Source organism: Streptomyces sp. NPDC014991 (assembly GCF_043080665.1).
GTDB lineage: Bacteria > Actinomycetota > Actinomycetes > Streptomycetales > Streptomycetaceae > Streptomyces.
Map to the genome: position 1 here is coordinate 151753 of NZ_JBIBVY010000008.1, position 17317 is coordinate 169069.

12 protein-coding genes are annotated in these 17317 nt (G+C 70.9%); 8 read left to right on the forward strand and 4 right to left on the reverse strand.

All coding sequences use genetic code 11. From position 1 onward, the window contains the following. Nucleotides 1-17 precede the first annotated feature (17 nt). The 4 genes from ACF1BE_RS15440 to ACF1BE_RS15455 all read right to left on the reverse strand — a co-directional run bounded on the left by ACF1BE_RS15440 (nucleotide 18) and on the right by ACF1BE_RS15455 (nucleotide 7487). On the reverse strand, nucleotides 18-3164 hold the full coding sequence (locus ACF1BE_RS15440; protein ID WP_392199521.1) for an alpha-amylase family glycosyl hydrolase: 3147 nt from the start codon (nucleotides 3162-3164) through the stop codon (nucleotides 18-20). Between the two features lie 154 nt (nucleotides 3165-3318). Continuing rightward, on the reverse strand, nucleotides 3319-5037 hold the full coding sequence (locus ACF1BE_RS15445; protein WP_392199522.1) for a carbohydrate-binding module family 20 domain-containing protein: 1719 nt from the start codon (nucleotides 5035-5037) through the stop codon (nucleotides 3319-3321). 408 nt (nucleotides 5038-5445) lie between these two features. After that, nucleotides 5446-6423: a dTDP-glucose 4,6-dehydratase gene (gene rfbB / locus ACF1BE_RS15450; RefSeq protein ID WP_392199523.1), complete on the reverse strand. Its 978-nt coding sequence runs from the start codon at nucleotides 6421-6423 to the stop codon at nucleotides 5446-5448. Continuing rightward, complete coding sequence (locus ACF1BE_RS15455; RefSeq protein ID WP_392199524.1) at nucleotides 6420-7487, reverse strand: glucose-1-phosphate thymidylyltransferase; 1068 nt, start codon at nucleotides 7485-7487, stop codon at nucleotides 6420-6422. Before ACF1BE_RS15455 ends, rfbB begins: the two co-directional genes overlap by 4 nt. A gap of 246 nt (nucleotides 7488-7733) precedes the next feature. Here ACF1BE_RS15455 and ACF1BE_RS15460 point away from each other — a divergent pair, with 246 nt between their 5' ends. The 8 genes from ACF1BE_RS15460 to ACF1BE_RS15495 are packed head-to-tail and all read left to right on the forward strand — an operon-like array spanning nucleotide 7734 to nucleotide 17316. Next, complete coding sequence (locus tag ACF1BE_RS15460) at nucleotides 7734-9026, forward strand: aspartate aminotransferase family protein (RefSeq protein ID WP_392199525.1); 1293 nt, start codon at nucleotides 7734-7736, stop codon at nucleotides 9024-9026. Next, nucleotides 9023-10069: an ATP-binding cassette domain-containing protein gene (locus tag ACF1BE_RS15465; RefSeq protein WP_392199526.1), complete on the forward strand. Its 1047-nt coding sequence runs from the start codon at nucleotides 9023-9025 to the stop codon at nucleotides 10067-10069. The genes ACF1BE_RS15460 and ACF1BE_RS15465 overlap by 4 nt, the downstream gene beginning before the upstream one ends. Continuing rightward, nucleotides 10066-10926 (forward strand): ABC transporter permease, encoded by an 861-nt coding sequence (locus ACF1BE_RS15470; protein ID WP_392199527.1) that lies wholly within the window; start codon nucleotides 10066-10068, stop codon nucleotides 10924-10926. The genes ACF1BE_RS15465 and ACF1BE_RS15470 overlap by 4 nt, the downstream gene beginning before the upstream one ends. Continuing rightward, nucleotides 10923-11723: an ABC transporter permease gene (locus ACF1BE_RS15475; RefSeq protein WP_392199528.1), complete on the forward strand. Its 801-nt coding sequence runs from the start codon at nucleotides 10923-10925 to the stop codon at nucleotides 11721-11723. The genes ACF1BE_RS15470 and ACF1BE_RS15475 overlap by 4 nt, the downstream gene beginning before the upstream one ends. Then, on the forward strand, nucleotides 11723-13183 hold the full coding sequence (locus tag ACF1BE_RS15480) for a hypothetical protein (RefSeq protein ID WP_392199529.1): 1461 nt from the start codon (nucleotides 11723-11725) through the stop codon (nucleotides 13181-13183). The genes ACF1BE_RS15475 and ACF1BE_RS15480 overlap by 1 nt, the downstream gene beginning before the upstream one ends. Next, on the forward strand, nucleotides 13180-15273 hold the full coding sequence (locus tag ACF1BE_RS15485; RefSeq protein WP_392199530.1) for a glycosyltransferase: 2094 nt from the start codon (nucleotides 13180-13182) through the stop codon (nucleotides 15271-15273). Before ACF1BE_RS15480 ends, ACF1BE_RS15485 begins: the two co-directional genes overlap by 4 nt. Further along, complete coding sequence (locus ACF1BE_RS15490) at nucleotides 15266-16369, forward strand: sugar phosphate nucleotidyltransferase (protein ID WP_392199531.1); 1104 nt, start codon at nucleotides 15266-15268, stop codon at nucleotides 16367-16369. The genes ACF1BE_RS15485 and ACF1BE_RS15490 overlap by 8 nt, the downstream gene beginning before the upstream one ends. Beyond that, nucleotides 16366-17316: a carbohydrate kinase family protein gene (locus tag ACF1BE_RS15495; RefSeq protein ID WP_392199532.1), complete on the forward strand. Its 951-nt coding sequence runs from the start codon at nucleotides 16366-16368 to the stop codon at nucleotides 17314-17316. Before ACF1BE_RS15490 ends, ACF1BE_RS15495 begins: the two co-directional genes overlap by 4 nt. Nucleotide 17317: the final 1 nt, after the last annotated feature.

Sequence of the window (17317 nt, forward strand, 5' to 3'; positions counted from 1 at the left end):
GGTGGTGGGTGATGCGGTCACAGTGCGGCTCTTTCCTTTCGTTCGGTGCGCTTCGGAGGTCGGTCGGGAGGCAGCCGCACGGTCGTCGCGCCGAGCAGAGCCCCGTCCTCTCCTCGTTGTGTGGCGATCACCTGGCGGCTCGCCCGCGCGTCGGCGACCCGGTCCCGGTCCCGCGGATCGACGGTGAAGGCCTGGTCGTCCGAGAACCGCGGAGAGGCGGCCCGTTGCGCGTCGGTCAGGTGCGCGGGAACCAGGCGCAGCCAGTGCCCCTCGTCCGACAGCGCGCCGTCCTTGACGCTGATGCCGCCGTCGGGTGCGTACACGAGCTGCTGGCTGGCGACTCCGGCACCGGTCCCCCGCCATACGACGGTGGTGTCGTCCAGCCAGGTCGCGGCCGAGACGCCGAGGTCCAGGCCGAAGGCGCCGCCGAGGGTGGGGGTGAGGTAGGCGGGATCCCCGGCCACGCGCCACACTTCGTGCCCGTAGAGCGAGAAGTCGAGGGCCTCGTCGGAGGGGACGTCCTTCTCCTCCTTCTTGTGCAGGATGTAGCTGAGCGAGTCCGTGTGACCGCTCAGCGGGACTTCGAAGAGCAGGCCGAAGGAGTCCCGGCCCGCCGGACGGATCGGGTCGTTCCACTCCGGCGGGTCCGCCGCTCCCGTCCAGGCGTGCAGGCCCCAGCCGTCGTAGTCGCCGTCGGGACGGTGGTAGTGGATGATCGCCTTCCTCGGGTCCTGCGCCGGGTACGCGTCCCCGGGCCGGGTTCCCGTCACCGCGTCACCGCCCTGCTCGGTCCACACCTCCGGCGTCGCGGTGAAGTCCAGCGTGCGCTCGGGGCCGTCGGTGACGCCGTCCTTCTCCACGGTGAAGGGGATCTCGGTGGCGCCCTTCGAGGGGGCCAGCCAGGCGAACGCTCCGTAGGCGTCCCGGCCCGTGAAGTCGGCGGTCCGGCCGTCGGCCGTCCGCAGCCGCAGACCCGCGTAGTCGCCGTCGGGCCGCCGGTAGTGGACGACGGCCCAGTGGCGTGCCGCCGTCGGTCCCGGAGCCGTGGGCGTCCGGCCGGCGGTCGTCGCGGCCAGGGCGTCGGCGGTCCGGCCGGTGCTGTCGACGACGACCGCCTTGTATCTGAGGGGCGTTCCGGCGGCGACGTCGGCGGCGATGTTCTGGGTGACCCGGTAGGGCGCGTGGTCGGCGGTGCCCAGCGTGTGCCAGGGGCCGTTGCCCACCTGGGCGGCGAACACGACCCGCTGATATCCGGGGCCGGGGACATCGGCCGAGAGCTCCACGGTTCCGTGGGCGCCCGCCGCGGGGGCATGGAGCCCGAGTGAGGGCTGGGCCGTCGGCGGGTGCGGCGGCCGTGTCGCCTCGTACACGACGGACGACAGGGCCGGGACGGTCACGGTGATCTTCCCGCCGCCATCACCGCGTAACCTCCCCGCGGCGCCGTAGAGCGCCTGGTACGGCGTGGACGCCGGGCCGGTGGTGAGGGTGACGGTCCTGTCCTCGGTGGCGTTGTTGAACGCGACCAGGTAGTCGCGTCCGCGGCGGACGTCGGTGCGGGAGAAGGCGTACACGGAGTCCTGGGCGTAGCGCTCGGTCTGGACACCGTCGCGCAGGGCGGGGTTCTCCTTGGTGAGCCGGGAGAGCGCGGCTATGGCCCGGTACAGGGGGTGGGAGGTGTCGTACGCGTCCGAGGCGGCCGTGCGGTCGGTGCCGATCTCGTCGTCGTCCAGGTAGTCCGCGACCTTCGAGGCGAACATCGTCTGACGGGCTTCCACGTCCCCGCCGGCTCCGGTGAAGCCCTGCTCGTCACCGGAGTAGACGACCGGGTTGCCCCGGGAGAGGAACATCAGCTCGTGGGCCAGGCGGTCGCGCCGCAGCAGCTCGGCGTCGTTCGCGCCGGGGTTGTCCTGGGCCAGGAAGCTGCCGATGCGCCCCATGTCGTGGCTGCCCAGGAAGGTGACCTGACTGTAGGCGTTGGTCTTGTCCGTGCTGTACCGGTAGTCCTGCGCGAAGACGTGGGCGAGGTCGTCCGCGGGCCCGCCGCGCGAGGCGAAGTTGCGGGCGGCGGCCTGGAACGGGAAGTCGAGCGTCGCGTCGAGCCGGCCCTGGGTGACATAGGGGGCGGTGATGGACGCGTCCGCCGAGAACGCCTCGGCGAAGAGGAAGAAGTGCCGGCGTCCGTGGTGCGCCGCGTACCGGCCGAGCGCGGTGGCCCACCGGGTCCAGAAGTCCATGTCGACGTTCTTGGCCGTGTCGACCCGGAAGCCGTCCACACCGAAGTCCCCGACCCACTTCTCGTAGATCTTCTCCATGCCCGCGACGACCTCGGGCCGTTCGGTCCACAGGTCGTCCATGCCCATGAAGTCGCCGTACAGGGCGCTTTCCCCGGCGAAGGTGGAGTTGCCGCGGTTGTGGTACATGGACGGGTCGTTCAGCCAGTCGGGCACCTTGCGGTCCTGCGGGTCGGTGGAGACCTGCGGGGTGTAGGGGGCGCCGGCCGCGTCCGTGCGGTGGCGGCCGGTGCTGTCGTCGAAGGGGCGGCCCTCGGTGTCCAGATACGGGTAGGCGCCCTTGCTGCGGTAGCCGTAGCGCTTCTCCGCGTAGTCGACGGTGTCCGCGGTGTGGTTGGTGATGACGTCGAAGAAGACCTTCATCCCCTTGGCGTGGGCCTTGTGGATCAGCTCCGACAGGTCGGTCTCGGTACCGAAGTGGGGGTCGACCCGGGTGAAGTCGGTGATGGCGTAGCCGTGGTAGTTGGCGGTCGCCCTGCCGTCGCGGACCGTCACCGGCTTGTTCCTGAACACCGGTGCGAGCCAGATGGCGGTGGTGCCGAGACCCTTGATGTAGTCCAGGTGGCCGATGACGCCTCTGAGGTCGCCGCCCTGGAAGAAGTCCTTGTCGGTGGGGTCGTATCCGGTGACGGTGCGGTCGCCGGTCAGGCCTCCCCGGTCGTCGGCCGTCCAGCCGTCGGCGAACCGGTCGGGCAGCAGCAGGTAGAACTGTTCCCTGCTCGCGGCCGGACGGGCCGGCTGTCGCGCGAGCCAGGTGTCCGACGGCGGTGGAGGCGGTCCGCCGGCCGCCGCCGAGGGCGCCAGTGGTGGCAGGACCGCGGTGAACAGCGCGACGGCCAGGGCGGTTGCGTGGTGTCTGGGTCTGCCGGCCACGTGAGGCGTCTCCTCGGCATCTCGGTTGCGGGCAAGGGCGGGCACCACCGTGCGGTGGGGCGCGGGACCGCCCGGCACCGGTGGGACGGGCCGGGCGGTCCTTGTCGGTGATCACCGTTCGCCGGTGATCAGGGTTCGTCGCCGGGGACGGCGGTCAGCTGCGCCAGGTGTCGTTCAGCGTGATCACACCGCTGGACGGGACGGTGGCCGTGCGGTTGGCGCCGCTCTCCCAGGTGACGTTGCCGCCGGCGTCCTTGCGGAGGTACTTGTACGCGAAGGAGGTGCCGGCGGGCAGGGACAGATCGAGCTTCCAGACGGGGTAGTTCGTGGGGTCGAGCTTGAGGGCGCTGGAGGTGTTCCAGTTACCGAGGGCGGAGTTGTCGCCGACGACGTAGATGTTCTGGCCCATCTGGGTGGTGGCGTCGACGTGGAACGACGCTCCGGTGGCCGTGTTGCCGCCGCCGTCGCTGCCGCCGTTGTCCGCGCCGCCGCTCCCGCAGGTCTTCGCCCCCAGGTGCAGGGCGAGGGCCGTGTTGGCGCCGAGGGTGGCCGTGAACTGGCCGGACGAGTTCACCGTCACTCCCTTGCCGCTCTGCACGTCGCAGTAACCGCCGGCGGGCAGGGAGGTCTGGAAGGTGCGGGTCAGTGCGGAGCCCTCGTGGTTGATGACGACGTACGCCTTGTCGCCGCGGCCGAAGGCGATCTGGTTGCCGCCGTTGTCCCACCAGTTGGTCACCGCGGTACCGGCGGCCGTGTTGCGGAACCCGACCATGCCCGCGATCTCGTCCCAGGCGTGCTGGCACTTCCAGCCGTCGCTGTAACAGGCTTTCACCTGGCCGTTGTTCGGCCCGCCGGCGTTGGTGTCGCTGAACTCGTACCCGGAGTGCACGTCGGGTGAGCCGTAGGGCCAGGCCAGCATGAAGACGTGGGCGAGGGTGTAGTTGGGGCCGTCCTTGTAGGTGAGGGTGCCGCCGTTGCGTTCGGTGTCGTGGTTGGTGACGAAGACGGACGCCTTGCCGCTGGAGACGTAGCCCCATGACTCGCCGAGGTTCTTCAGCTCGGCGAGCTTCTCGTTGTTGAAGACCCGCTTCAGGTCGTAGGCGTAGTGGAACTCCTGGACGTCGCCCGTGTTGTAGAACTCGAGCGGCTGGACCGCCTCACCCGCGGCCCCGATCGTCTCCTGCTTCCAGTACACGCCGGGGTTGGTGAGCCGGGACTTGATGTCGGCGAGGTCCTCCTCGGCGATGTGCTTGGCGCCGTCGATCCGGAAACCGTCGACGCCGAGGGAGAGCAGGTCGTTCAGGTAGCCCGCGACGGTCTTGCGGACGTACTCCTCGCCGGTGTCGAGGTCGGGCAGGCCGCCCATCTCGCAGTGCTGCACCTGCCAGCGGTTCGTGTAGTCGGTGACGGTCGTCCTGCAGTCGTCCATGTCGGCCGCGGAGTAGGTGCCGGGATAGTCGTACTTGCTGAACGCCGACCCGGCGGTGCCCGTACCGGAGGCGTTCGCCATGTGGTTGATCACGGTGTCGGCGACCACCTTGACCCCTGCCGCGTGACAGGTGTCCACCATGTTCTTGAAGGCCGAGCGGTCGCCCAGCTTGGTGCCGATCTTGTAGCTGACCGGCTGGTAGGCCGTCCACCAGGAGCTTCCCTGGATGTGTTCGTTCGGCGGGGAGACCTGGACGTACCCGTACCCGTCCGGGCCCAGCTCGTCCGTGCAGGCCGTCGCGACGGACGCGAAGTTCCATTCGAACATCACCGCGGTGACGTCCTTGCCGCCGGGCGCACTGGCCTGCGCCGGCGTCGGTGCCGTGACGGCCACAGCGGCTCCCGCCACGAGGGCGAGTGCAGCGGCCACGGTCTTTCTGGCCATGGTGTCTCCAGTTGGGGAGTGGGGTGATACCGGAGGACAGCCTCGGTTGACAACGCGCCATGCCAGGGAAGGCCGTTCGTTGATTCTTGCTGCAAGAAATTGCGGTCGAGACCGTACGACGCCGCTTGCCGCAGGTCAACCCTTCGCGGAGAAGAGGCAGTTCAACAGGCAATTGTTGAGCAGGCTCTGTGAAAATCCTTTCGCAACGACTTTCAGGGTGTTACGTTCAACGAACTCCGGCGCCCGGCCGCGGGGTTCACGCGGAACGCGTCCCCGACGCGCCCGGCCGAGCGAGCCGGAGTGTCCGCGCGGCCCCGGCAGCAATGGGCACCCCGACCGGGTGCACAGCCGGGCCGTGCGGTCGCAGGCACGGGCGTCGCGGTCGTCCCCGGACGCGTCTCGCCGGCTTCAGAGGGATTGCAGCAGCTGCTTCCACCACGACCGGTGGGTGCGGTACCAGTCCACCGTGGCGGCCAGCGCCGGCTCGAAGTCGGCCCGCGGCCGGTACCCCAGCTCCGCGGTGATCTTGCCGTGGTCCACCGCGTAACGCCGGTCATGGCCCTTGCGGTCCTCGACGTGCGTGATGCGCTCCGGCCCGGCGCCGCACCACCGGAGCAGCCGGTGCGCGAGTTCCAGATTGGTCAGCGAGGTGCCGCCGCCGATGTTGTAGATCTGCCCCGGCCGTCCCGCCGTGCGCACCAGCTCCACCGCCCTGACGTGGTCGTCCACGTGCAACCAGTCGCGCACCTGTCCGCCGTCGCCGTACACCGGCAGGTCACCGCCGGTCAGCAGGGTGGCCACGAAGCGGGGAACGACCTTCTCGGGATGCTGGTAGGGGCCGAAGTTGTTGGAACAGCGGGTCACCCGGACGTCCAGGCCGTGGGTGTGGTGGTGGGCCAGCGCGACGAGGTCGGCCGCGGCCTTCGACGCCGCGTACGGCGAGCTGGGCCTGAGCCGGTCCTCCTCTCGTGCGGCGCCCTCGGGAATCGAGCCGTAGACCTCGTCGGTGGAGATCTGGACGAACGTCCGCACCCCGTGCCGCAGCGCCGCGTCCAGCAGGGTCTGGGTGCCCACCACATTGGTGAGGGTGAACCCCGAGCCGTCCTCGATGGAGCGGTCCACGTGCGACTCCGCCGCGAAGTGGACGATCTCGTCATGCCCGGCCGCCAGCCGTCGTACCGTCGCGGCGTCGCAGACGTCACCGTGCACGAAGGTCAGGCCGGGATGACCGCCCACCGGGTCGAGGCGGGCGAGGCTGCCCGCGTAGGTGAGCTTGTCCAGAACGGTGACCGCGACGCCGGGCGGTCCCCAGGGGCCGAGCAGCGCGCGGACGTAGGCGGAACCGATGAAGCCGGCTCCGCCGGTGACGAGGATGCGTGACGTCATGAGGTGAGCTGCACCTTGCTGTGGTCGCCGATGACAAGACGATGGGCCTGGGGCGGACGGGGCGCCGCGGACACGACCGCTTCACGGCCGATGAGTGACCGCTCGATACGTGAGGCGCCCTCCACGCACGCGCCCTGGAGGAGCACCGAGAACTCGACCGCGCTGTCCTCGACCCGGCAGTCCTCGGCGATGGCCGTGTACGGGCCGACGTAGGAGTTGCTGATGACGGCACCCGCGCCGACCACCGCGGGTCCGACGATCCGCGACCCTCTGATCACGGCGCCCTCGGCGACGCGGACCCTGCCCACCAGGACACTGTGCGGATCGACCTTGCCGTCGACGCGTCCCTCCATCCTGTCCAGGACGTGCCGGTTCGCCTCCAGCAGGTCGTCCGCGCTGCCGGTGTCGCGCCACGGCCTGGTGGTGGTCTCCGCGCGCACGCGCAGACCGCGGTCGATCATCCACTGCACCGCGTGGGTGATCTCCAGCTCACCCCGCCCCGAGGGGCGGACGGCCCGTACCGCCTCGTGCACGGCGGGGGTGAAGACGTAGACGCCGACCAGGGCGAGGGCGCTGCGGGGCCGCTCGGGTTTCTCCTCCAGCCGCCGCACCACTCCTTCGTCGTCCACTTCCGCGACGCCGAAAGCGGTGGGGTCGGGCACCGGGGTGAGCAGCAACCGGGCGGCATCACCGCGGGCGGCGGCGCGCCGGACGAACCCCGTCACGCCGTCCTCCAGGTGGTTGTCCCCGAGGTACAGCAGGAAGTCGTCGTCCCCCAGGAAGTCCCGGGCGATGGCCACCGCGTGTGCCAGGCCGAGGGGTTCGGGCTGGTCCAGGTAGGTGATGCGCAGCCCGAAGGCGGATCCGCCCCCGACCGCGCGGCGGATGTCGGCGCCGTGGTGACCGACCACGACGCCCGCCTCCTCGATGCCGGCGTCGGCTATCGCCTGAAGGGCGTAGTGCACCACCGGCCGGTTGGCGATGGGGAGGAGCTGTTTGGCGCACGTGTGGGTGAACGGCCGCAGCCGGCTGCCGGTGCCACCCGCCAGGACCAGGGCTTTCATCGTGTCCGCCGCTGTCGCGGAAGGGACTGGGTCTGTGGTCTCACGGATGTCTCCTCGAGCGAAAGTCGCGGTGTCACCGGTGGAACTGATCACGACTCAAGCAGAAGCCGCAGGAGACACGCAAGGTGATTCCGCAATTTTCAGCAACTTCTTGCACACGGCGCGACGTTGGTGTTTGACTCACTCCCGGCAGCGCTCAACAGCACTGTCCGACAACGCAGTTCGCACGGAAGGGTGTGAGCAGCAGTGACAGCTCGACACCAGCGGGAACGGCTTGACCGGGAGGCTCGCCACCTGGCTCCGGGCGCCTCCGAGGAAGCGGCCGTCGGGCGCCGGGTCTTCGCCGAGGGACACGGCCCGGTCCTCACCGACCTCGACGGCAACCAGTACCTGGACTTCGCGGCAGGCACCCTGACCCAGTCCCTGGGGCACGGGCACCCCGAGGTCGTGGAGGCGTTGACCGAGCAGGCGCGCCGACTGTGGAACGTGCACGACTCGGCGACGCCCGACCGTGCCGCGCTCCTGGAGCTGCTGGCCAGGCTGCTGCCCGAACGACTGGACACCTATGCCCTGTTCTCCACCGGGGCGGAGGTCGTCGAGGCCGCGCTGCGCGTGGTGCAGGCGACCGCCGAGCCGGGCCGCAACCGGATCGGTGCCCTGCGCGGGGGTTTCCACGGCAAGACGATGGGTGCGCGCATGCTCGTGCACTGGGACGTCGGCCATCAGGCCTTCGCCGGCAACTCCGTCCTCGGGTACTCGGCCTACTGCTACCGCTGCCCGCTGGACCTCACCCATCCCTCCTGCGGGCTGCGGTGCGCCTCCCTGGTGCGCAAACACATCGCCGACAAACCGAACGTCTCGGCGCTGGTGTTCGAACCCGTCCTCGGCGCCGCCGGCGTCGTCGTGCCGCCCCCGGGCTACTGGGAGCAGATCGCCGAGGCCTGCCGGTCCAACGGGGTGCTGCTCGTCGCCGACGAGGTGCTGACCGGCGGCGGCCGGACGGGGACGTTCCTGGCGAGTGAGCAGTTCGGCATCGAGCCCGACCTCGTCGCCCTGTCGAAGGGGCTGGCCGGCGGATTCCCGTTCGCCGTCCTGGCCGGACGGGCCGACCTGATGCACCATCCGGCGGCCTCCGGGGCGGGTGCCTACGCGTCGACGTACGCGGGCAACCCGCTCGGGATCGCGGCTGCCCGAGCCACGCTGGAGGTCGTCGAGCGCGACCACCTGGTCGAGCGCGTGCGCGTCCTGGGCGAACTGCTGCACGAGCGGCTGTCCGCCCTCCCGGCCCGCTTCGAGAACCTCGGGGACGTGCGCGGCCTGGGCCTGTTGTACGGCCTGGAGTTCGTCACGGACCGGCAGAGCCGTACACCCGCGCCGCACATCGCGCGGGCCGTGTACTCGACCGCCCTCGACCTGGGTCTCAGAGTGGCCCTGGGCGGACACATCCTGCGCCTGGCACCCCCGTTCACCATCGACGAGTCCCTCCTGGACGAAGGTGCCGGGCTCCTCGAACGGGCCCTGGAGCAGGTGCTGTCGTGATCGTCGCGGAGAACCTCGTCAAGGAGTTCCGGCTCACCGAGCGCAAGCCGGGCCTGGCCGGCGCTCTGTCCACCCTCTTCACCCGCGAGCGCCGGATCGTCCGCGCGGTCGACGGCGTGTCCTTCACGATCCCGGCCGGCTCGAAGACGGCGTACATCGGCGCCAACGGGGCCGGCAAGTCCACCACGATCAAGATGCTCACCGGCATCATGACGCCCACCAGCGGGCGCTGCCTGGTCGGCGGCATCGAGCCCTACCGGCACCGGCAGGCCAACGCACGTGGCATCGGGGTGGTCTTCGGCCAGCGCAGCCAGCTGTGGTGGGACCTGTCCGTGCCCGACTCGTTCCGCATCCTGCGCCGCGTCTACGACATCCCCGACCCCGTGTACCACCGCAACCTCGCCCTGTACCGGGAGCTGCTGGACATCGACGCCCTCGGCACCACGCCCGTACGCCAGTTGAGCCTGGGGCAGCGGATGCGGGCCGAGATCGCGGCGAGTCTGCTGCACGATCCGGCGGTCGTCTTCTGGGACGAGCCGACCATCGGCCTCGACATGGTGCTCAAGGACGCGGTACGGCACCTGGTCAACCGCGTCCACGAGCAGCTGGGGACGACCGTCGTGCTCACCAGCCACGACATCTCCGACATCGCCGCGATCTGCGACAGCGCGCTGGTCGTGGACCGGGGACGGGTGGTGCACCAGGGCAGCATCCGGGACCTGCTGCGCACCGCCGACCGGCGCTCCGTCGTGTTCGACCACCGGGGCGGGCCCGATCCCGGGCGCGCCTGCGCCGAGATCGAGCGGGGGCTGCCCGGGGTGAGCGCCTCGTCCGCCGAGGACGGCCGTATCAGGGTCGGCTACCCGGCGGACCGGTTCACCTCCCGGCAGGTGCTCGGCTTCCTGCTCGAACGCTTCGACCTGGCGGACTGCTACGCGCCCGAACCCGACCTGGAGGACGTCCTGCGGAGGATCTACGGCAGGGGGCACCGCGAGACGGCCCCGCCCGAGGTGGCGGGCCCGCGCCAGGAGGGCGCGGCATGAGCCGATCCACCCACCGGAAGCGGGAGGACCTCGCGCCCCGCGCCCTCTCCGCACGCGCCCGGCACTATCTGCCGTTCGCCACCGGAGGACTGCAGTCCCTGCTCCAGTACCGCTCGACGTTCGTCACCACCGGGATCACGGCCGCCGCCGGCGCGGCGGTCACCGTCTTCCTGTGGCGGGCGGTGTACGCGGGCACCCCGCCCGGCGGTGGCCCGGGCGGCTTCACCTCCGAGAGCATCACCACCTACCTCCTGGTGGCGCAGGTGCTGCAGATCCTGCACGCCAACCGGGTGGACGACGAGGTCGCCGCCGAGGTCTACCGCGGTGACGTCGCCGTCATGCTGGTCCGGCCCGTCAGCTATCCGGTGGTGCGGTTCTTCGCCTGCCTGCCCGTGGTGGCGGCCAACGCCGTCCTGGTCGGCGTACCCGTACTCGGCCTGTTCGCGCTGATCGTGCCGCTCACCGTGCCGCGGCCCGTGGACGCCCTGCTGTTCCTGGTGTCCACCGCCCTGTCCGTCCTGCTCGCCTTCCTCGTGAACCTGCTGACCGGGATGACGGGCTTCGTCACCACGAACACGTGGGGGGTGCGGATGGTGAAGCAGAGCGTGGTCGCCTTCTTCGCCGGGCAGCTGGTGCCCCTCGCGCTGATGCCGGGACCGCTGGCGGCCCTGGCGTCCGCGCTGCCCTTCCGGGGCATGGTCGACGGACCGCTCACCCTGCTGCTCGGCCGCTACGGCGGCGCGGCCGGCGCGGCCGACGTGCTGGCCCGGCAGACCGGCTGGGTGGCCGGTCTGACGCTGCTCGGCGGCGTCCTGTGGCGGGCCTCGCTGAACCGTCTGGAGGTGCTCGGCGGATGACCGGCACCGTGGGGCGCCATGTGCGCCTGGCCTTCTTCCTCGGCGGGGTCGGGCTGCACCGGCTGAGCATGTACCGCATGGACTTCGCCCTGGGGGCGGGGGCCTTCCTCATCCGCGTGGGCCTCCAGACGGCGGTGGTGGGCCTGGTCTTCCGGCAGGTTCCCGCGGTGGACGGCTGGAGCTGTGACGAAGTGCTGTTCCTCCTCGGCTTCTCGCTGCTGCCCCGCGGCCTGGACCACCTCTTCACCGACCAGCTGTGGGAGCTGGGCCGCAAACTGGTCCAGCGCGGCGAGTTCTACCGCTACCTGATCCGCCCCGTGAACCCACTGTTCTCCCTGCTGTCGGAACGCTTCTTCCACCCCGACGCAGTCGGTGAACTGGTCGTCGGCGGCGTCCTGGTCGGCTGGTCCGGTCATGAACTCGGCCTCGATCCGACTTCGTTGCAGTGGTGCGTCGCCCCGTTGCTCGTGGTGTGCGGCGCCCTGATCCACACCTCGGTGAAACTGCTGTTCGCCTCGCTGTCCTTCTGGACCGTGACCAGCCTGCCGTCGATGTACGCGGCGAACCAGGTCTCCGAGTTCGCCGGCTATCCCCTGGACATCTACCACCCTTCGCTGCGCGCCGTGCTGACCTGGGTGCTTCCCTTCGCCTTCACCTCGTACGTGCCGTGCGTCTACCTGCTGACCGGCGCCACGGGGCTGGTGGTCTGGCTGCCGGTGGTGACAGCCGGCGCCGTCGCCGTCGCCCTGACCGTCTGGCGGCGCGGCGTCGACGCCTACGAAATGACCGGGAGTTGATGACGGAAGTGATCCGCGACGAAGACCTCGGACGCCTGCTGCGCACCGCGTCCTGGATGCCCCGCGACCTGCGCGCCGCCCACCGCTACGAAGCGGTCGACCACGCCGAGCTGGGCTGCGGCGAACTGCTGCTGGTCGTGGCCGCCGTCGGCGGCCCCGCCTCGGGCGAGCGGATGTTCGTCACCGCGCGCAGGGAACCGTCGGGCTCGGTGACCGAGGCCCGCGACGACGGATCCCGCGGACTCGCAGCCGTGCGCCGTGTGCTCACCGGCGCACGACTGCGCACCACGCGCGGCGGGGACGTGCACTTCCGCCGGGCGCCCTCGGGCCCGGCCGGCGAAGTGCGGGGGCTGCCCTTCGACCAGGGCTGGTCCTCCAACTCCCTGTCCCTGGTGGAGACAGCCGGTTCCGCGTACATCCACAAGACCTACCGGCGTCTGACCGAGGCGATCCACGAACCCGAACTCCTGCGGCTCATGAGCGGTACCGGGCACACGCCCGAATGGGCCGGGGACTACACCTACACGGACCCCGTCCGCGGGACCCGGCATCCCGTGGGCGTCCTCTACCGCCATGTACCGGGACACGGCATCGACGCGCCGCTGCGCGAGAACCTGCGCTCACTGTGGCCGCGGCTCACGGACGGCACCTCGCCGGACCGGCTCGTACGCTCCCATCTGCTGCCGCTGGAAGAGAAGCTGCACACCACCGGGCGTTTCCTGCGCGCCTTCCACCGGGACCTGTCGGCACGCCTCGGCACACCCGCCACGGGTTATCCCGTGGCCGACGCCCTGGCGCGGTCCTCGGCCCGGCTGGCCGGACTGGCCCGGGCCGACGCTCCCCTCCCCCGGACCGCCCGGAGCGCCGCCTTCGACGCCCTCTCAGCCGAACTCAACGCTCTGGAAGTCGAGTTCGCCGGCCGGGCGACGGCTGACGGGGCCGGCCCCTGTCACGGCGACCTGCACCTGTCGCACCTGCTGTGTTCCGGGGCGGCCGACGGTACGTGGCGCATGAGCGTCATCGACCTCTCCACGCCCGCCCTGTCCCCGGACGACCCCGGCTACGCCGCCCAGTCGCCCCTCCAGGACCTCGTCGCCGTGCAGCGCGCCCTGGAGTACTTCGCCGCCGACGAGGCCGCCTTCGAGAGCGCCCGACGCCTGGGCATCGACTCGACCGAGACCATGAACGGTTCCCTGGACGGGGCACCCGGTCTGCCGCCCGCGGGCCGAGCCGTACTGCGAAGCGTCTTCCGCACCGCCGACATCTGGCGCGAGCACGTTCTGCGCCTGCTGCTCGGCCCCGCCTCCGGCAGTGCGCTGCGGCGGCTGCTGTACCTGCGCCGGCTCCTGCACGAGCTGGGCTACAACCACGACCACGCCCGCCCCTACCACGCCGCGATCGACCTGCGCCACGCGCTCGCGCTGGCCTCCCCCGCCCCGACGACCTACGCGAGGACATGACCGTCGTGAACGCGCCCCGGATGCACATCATCGAGACGTATTTCGAGTGCTGCGGATTCGACCACACCTTCCTGCAGGGCGGCACGTCCGTGTACCTGTGGAACCTGTCCAGGACGTTCGCCGCCCGGGGCCACCGGGTCTCCATCGTCACGCCCGCCCACGGCCGGCTCGACGACCTGCGGCAGCGTTACGACGTGGAGGACCTGCCCTACGAGGACACCTACACACTGCCGGTGGCACTCGACCCCCGCGTGTGGCGGGAGTTCCCGGCGCAGGTGGACCTGGCACTGCGCACCACGGCCCACCGGATCCGCCTGGAGGGCGTGGACCTGTACTTCCTCGCCAACGAGTACCTGGACCAGCTGCCGGACACCTTCTACCCTCCGTACTCCGCCAAGGGCCGGGACCTGGTGTTCTTCAAGCCGCTGGTGTTCCAGACGGACAGTGTGCGCTTCCTGCGCGGCTGGTTCGGCGGTGAGAGGGCCGTCGTCCACGCGCACGAGCCGTACTACCACTACCTGCTGCCGGCCGCCCTGCGCGACGACCCGACGAAGCTGGTCGTCAGCAACGTGCAGAGCAACATGCCGATCGCCAAGAAGGTGTACGCGCCGGAGGTGCGGCGCCTCTTCGAGTTGCTCGGCGTGGACGTGGCGCTCCCCGGCCCCCGGCCCGAACCCGAGGCGCCCGCGGCGGTCGTGCAGTACCAGCAGCTCACACACCTGCACTACACCTACCCGCCGGACCACGTGGCGATCTACGAGCTGACCGCCGAACACGCCGACCTGATCGACTTCCTGTCACCCGGCCAGCTGGACTTCTACGCGGGCTTCAGGGACACCCCGTTCGAACAGCTCTTCCGGCAGCTGCCCATCGCCGACGTGGTACGCCGCAACGCCCACAAGATGTTCGTCGGCGGCTGCGCCATCTCCGACCAGTGGCTGGCCCGGGACCCCGCCGGCGTGGACCGGGCGGAGGTGCTCGGCGGCCTCGGCCTCGACCCGGTGCTGCCGACGTTCTTCCACAACGCCCGCTACGCCGTCCACCACAAGGGCCAGATCGAGCTGATGCGGGCCGTGGACCGGGTGTTGAGCGAGGGCCTGGAGGCCAACTTCGTCATCCGCTGCATATCCGGGAACGGCATCGACGACCCGTTCTTCCACGAGGTGGCCGCCCGCCATCCGGGCCGGCTGCACCTGGAGTGGGAGCGCGTGGAGGAGGCACGGGTCTTCTCCTACGCCGCCGCCTGCGACTTCGCCCTGTTCCCGTCGAAGTTCGAGATGGACACCTTTCTGATCGCCCAGGGCGAGGCCATGGCCGTGGGCACGGTGCCGATCGCCACGGACCAGCGCGGCATGGAACACTTCCGGCACGCCGACGGGCCGGAGACGGCCACCGGCTTCGCGGTGAACCGCTCCTTCGCGGAGGACGACGAACTGCTCACCGCCTCGCTCGCGGAGCGCATCCGGCAGGCGGCGGCGCTGTGGTCGGACGAACCCGGCCGCTACCGGGAGCTGTCCGAGCGCGCCGCGGCCGTCGCCCGGGGCTTCACCTGGGACCACTGCGCCGACCTGCACCTGGCGGCGTTCACCCGGCTGTGGGAAGGCCGGCCTGCCGTCCTGTCCACTCAACTCGCGCTGCGGCACGGCTGGTTCGACCTGCTCGCCGATGACCTGGTCACCGCCGCGGCCGCGATCGAGCACGGCGACATCGAGGCCTACGAGCGCCGTACCCCGCTCGACGCCGACGCGGCGCTGAGCATCTTCCGTGCCGCGTGGCAGCGGGCCGACTTCGCCGCCTGCGAGCGGGTCCTCGACCGGATCCCCGAGGCGGTGCCCACGGCGGAGACCGCCCGGCTGCGTACACGGTCCCGCATCCTGGCCGACGGACGTCTGGAGTACCGGCTCCCGCACGCCGAACGGGTCGAAGTCGTCGAGGCGCGGCGGGGCTCGGCCAGGACCCTGCCGGACGTACGCACATTGGAACGCACGGAGCCGGGAGTCTTCGCGGGCGAGGCTCCGGGCGCCGACGGCCGGCTGCTGCTCACCCTGTCCTCCGGTCGGGTGACCTGGGACGAGGTGCGTCATGACTGATCTGCGGACGGTACGCACGGTGCTGCTCGCGGGCGGTGAGGGACGTCGGATGGGCCCGCTCGGCACGGGGCGGCTCAAGCCGCTGGTCCCCTACGGCGGCACCTGCCGGCTGATCGACTTCAGCCTGTCCAACGCCCGCGCCTCGGGCCTGCCGGAGGTTCTCCTCCTCTCCCAGTACGAGGAGCGGCTGCTGATGGACGACCTGCACCGGGTGTGGAACACCGGGCCGGACTTCCGGGTGCACTTCGGGCCCTACGACGCCGCCTACCGCGGCCGGGAGCTGCCCGCCGAGCTGCCGAGGCGCACCTGGCCACTGGAACGGGGCACCGCCGACGCCCTGATCCGCAAGGCCGAGTACGTCTTCGCCGACGGCACCGAGGACGTCCTCGTCCTGCACGCCGACCACGTCTACCGCTACGACTACGGCCCGCTGGTGCAGGCGCACCGGGCCTCGGGCGCGGCGCTGACCATCGCCTACCAGCGCATCGACATGCGCTGGGTGCACCTGTTCGGCATGGTCCGGTTCGACGGCGGCGGCCGGCTCACCGAGTTCACGGAGAAGCCCGAGAACCCCACCTCGGACCTGGTCTTCGCCGCCTTCTGCGTCTTCGACGCCACCGTACTGCGCCGGTATCTGACCGAGCTGGACGGCGGCGACTGGCAGCACGACATCAGCCGTGACGTGATTCCCGCGATGCTCGCGGCGGGGGAGCACATCCGCGGCCACGAGGTGCACGGGCACTGGGAGGACATCGGGACCGTCGAGCGCTACCACCGGGCGCACCTGGCCCTCGCCTCGGGGCGGGCGCCCCTGCCCGTCGGACGGATGCCCCGGACGGTGCGGCCGGAGACCGGGCGGCGCTGGGTCCTCGACGCCCCCGGAGTGCGCTCGTCGGTGATCCCGTCGGACCTCGTCAACGCCGGGCTCGTGGAGGACAGCGTGCTGTTCCCCGGGGCCCGGGTCGGCGCGGGCGCCCGGGTGCGGCGCAGCGTGGTGCTGCCCGGCGCGGTGATACCGGCCGACGCCGACATCGACGGGGCGGTCGTCCTGGAGGACGGACGCATTCAGCACGTCGCCGAAGGAGTGAACGCATGACCCTGCCCGAAGCCCACAACCGTGAACAGCGTCCGAGCGACTACGACGTCCTGGTGGTCGGCGGTGTCGGCGTGGACACCATCGTGCGCGTGGACGAGCTGCGCGTGCCGCCGGGCGACTCGGTCTTCGTGGAGCCGCTGAAGGACTACGTCGGACACACCGGCAACGGCGTGGCACTCGGCTGGCACACGCTCGGCCTGCGCACCAAGTTCATCGACTTCCTCGGTGACGATCCGCAGGGCCGTATGGTGCTGGACCACTACGCCCGTCACGGCCTCGACTTCAGCCACCTCCACTCACCCCACGGCACCCCGCGTTCGGCGAACCTCGTGGACCCGCGGGGCCGCCGCTTCTCCTTCTACGACGGCCGCCACCCCGCCGACCTCAGACTGCCGCGCGACTTCTACCTGCCCTTCCTGGAGCGGTCGGCCCACGTCCACCTGTCGATCATCGGCCACAACCAGGACATGTACGAGGACATCCACCGCCTCGGCGTGACCAGCTCCACCGACCTGCACGACTGGGACGGACGCAACCCGCACCACCGCCACTACGCCCTCAACTCCGACTACGTCTTCCTGAGTGCCGCGGCCGTGCCCGACCGGCTGCACACCGTGCTGCGGACCGTCATCGACGAGGGCCGGGCCCGGTTCGTGATCGCGACCGACGGCGCCGACGGCTGCTACCTGCTCGAGCGCGGCGACGACACGATCCGCCACTTCCCCGCCGTACGCCCCGAGCGTCCGGTGGTGGACAGCAACGGCGCCGGCGACGCGTTCGTCACCGCGTTCCTGCACTCCTACTTCGAGGGCGACGCGCTGGAGGACTGCGTGCTGAGCGGTTCGGTGGCCGGGGCGTTCGTGTGCGGAAGCGTCGGCACCCACACCGAGTTCATCGACCTGCCGGGTCTGCGCGCGGCCAGTGCGCGGGCCGCGGTGAACCGGTGAG

Coding starts and splice junctions, on each gene's coding strand:
- ACF1BE_RS15455 (WP_392199524.1), bottom strand. CDS start 7,487: ATGAAAGCCCTGGTCCTGGCGGGTGGCACCGGCAGCCGGCTGCGGCCG.
- ACF1BE_RS15490 (WP_392199531.1), top strand. CDS start 15,266: ATGACTGATCTGCGGACGGTACGCACGGTGCTGCTCGCGGGCGGTGAG.
- ACF1BE_RS15475 (WP_392199528.1), top strand. CDS start 10,923: ATGACCGGCACCGTGGGGCGCCATGTGCGCCTGGCCTTCTTCCTCGGC.
- ACF1BE_RS15495 (WP_392199532.1), top strand. CDS start 16,366: ATGACCCTGCCCGAAGCCCACAACCGTGAACAGCGTCCGAGCGACTAC.
- ACF1BE_RS15485 (WP_392199530.1), top strand. CDS start 13,180: ATGACCGTCGTGAACGCGCCCCGGATGCACATCATCGAGACGTATTTC.
- ACF1BE_RS15445 (WP_392199522.1), bottom strand. CDS start 5,037: ATGGCCAGAAAGACCGTGGCCGCTGCACTCGCCCTCGTGGCGGGAGCC.
- ACF1BE_RS15470 (WP_392199527.1), top strand. CDS start 10,066: ATGAGCCGATCCACCCACCGGAAGCGGGAGGACCTCGCGCCCCGCGCC.
- ACF1BE_RS15480 (WP_392199529.1), top strand. CDS start 11,723: ATGACGGAAGTGATCCGCGACGAAGACCTCGGACGCCTGCTGCGCACC.
- rfbB (WP_392199523.1), bottom strand. CDS start 6,423: ATGACGTCACGCATCCTCGTCACCGGCGGAGCCGGCTTCATCGGTTCC.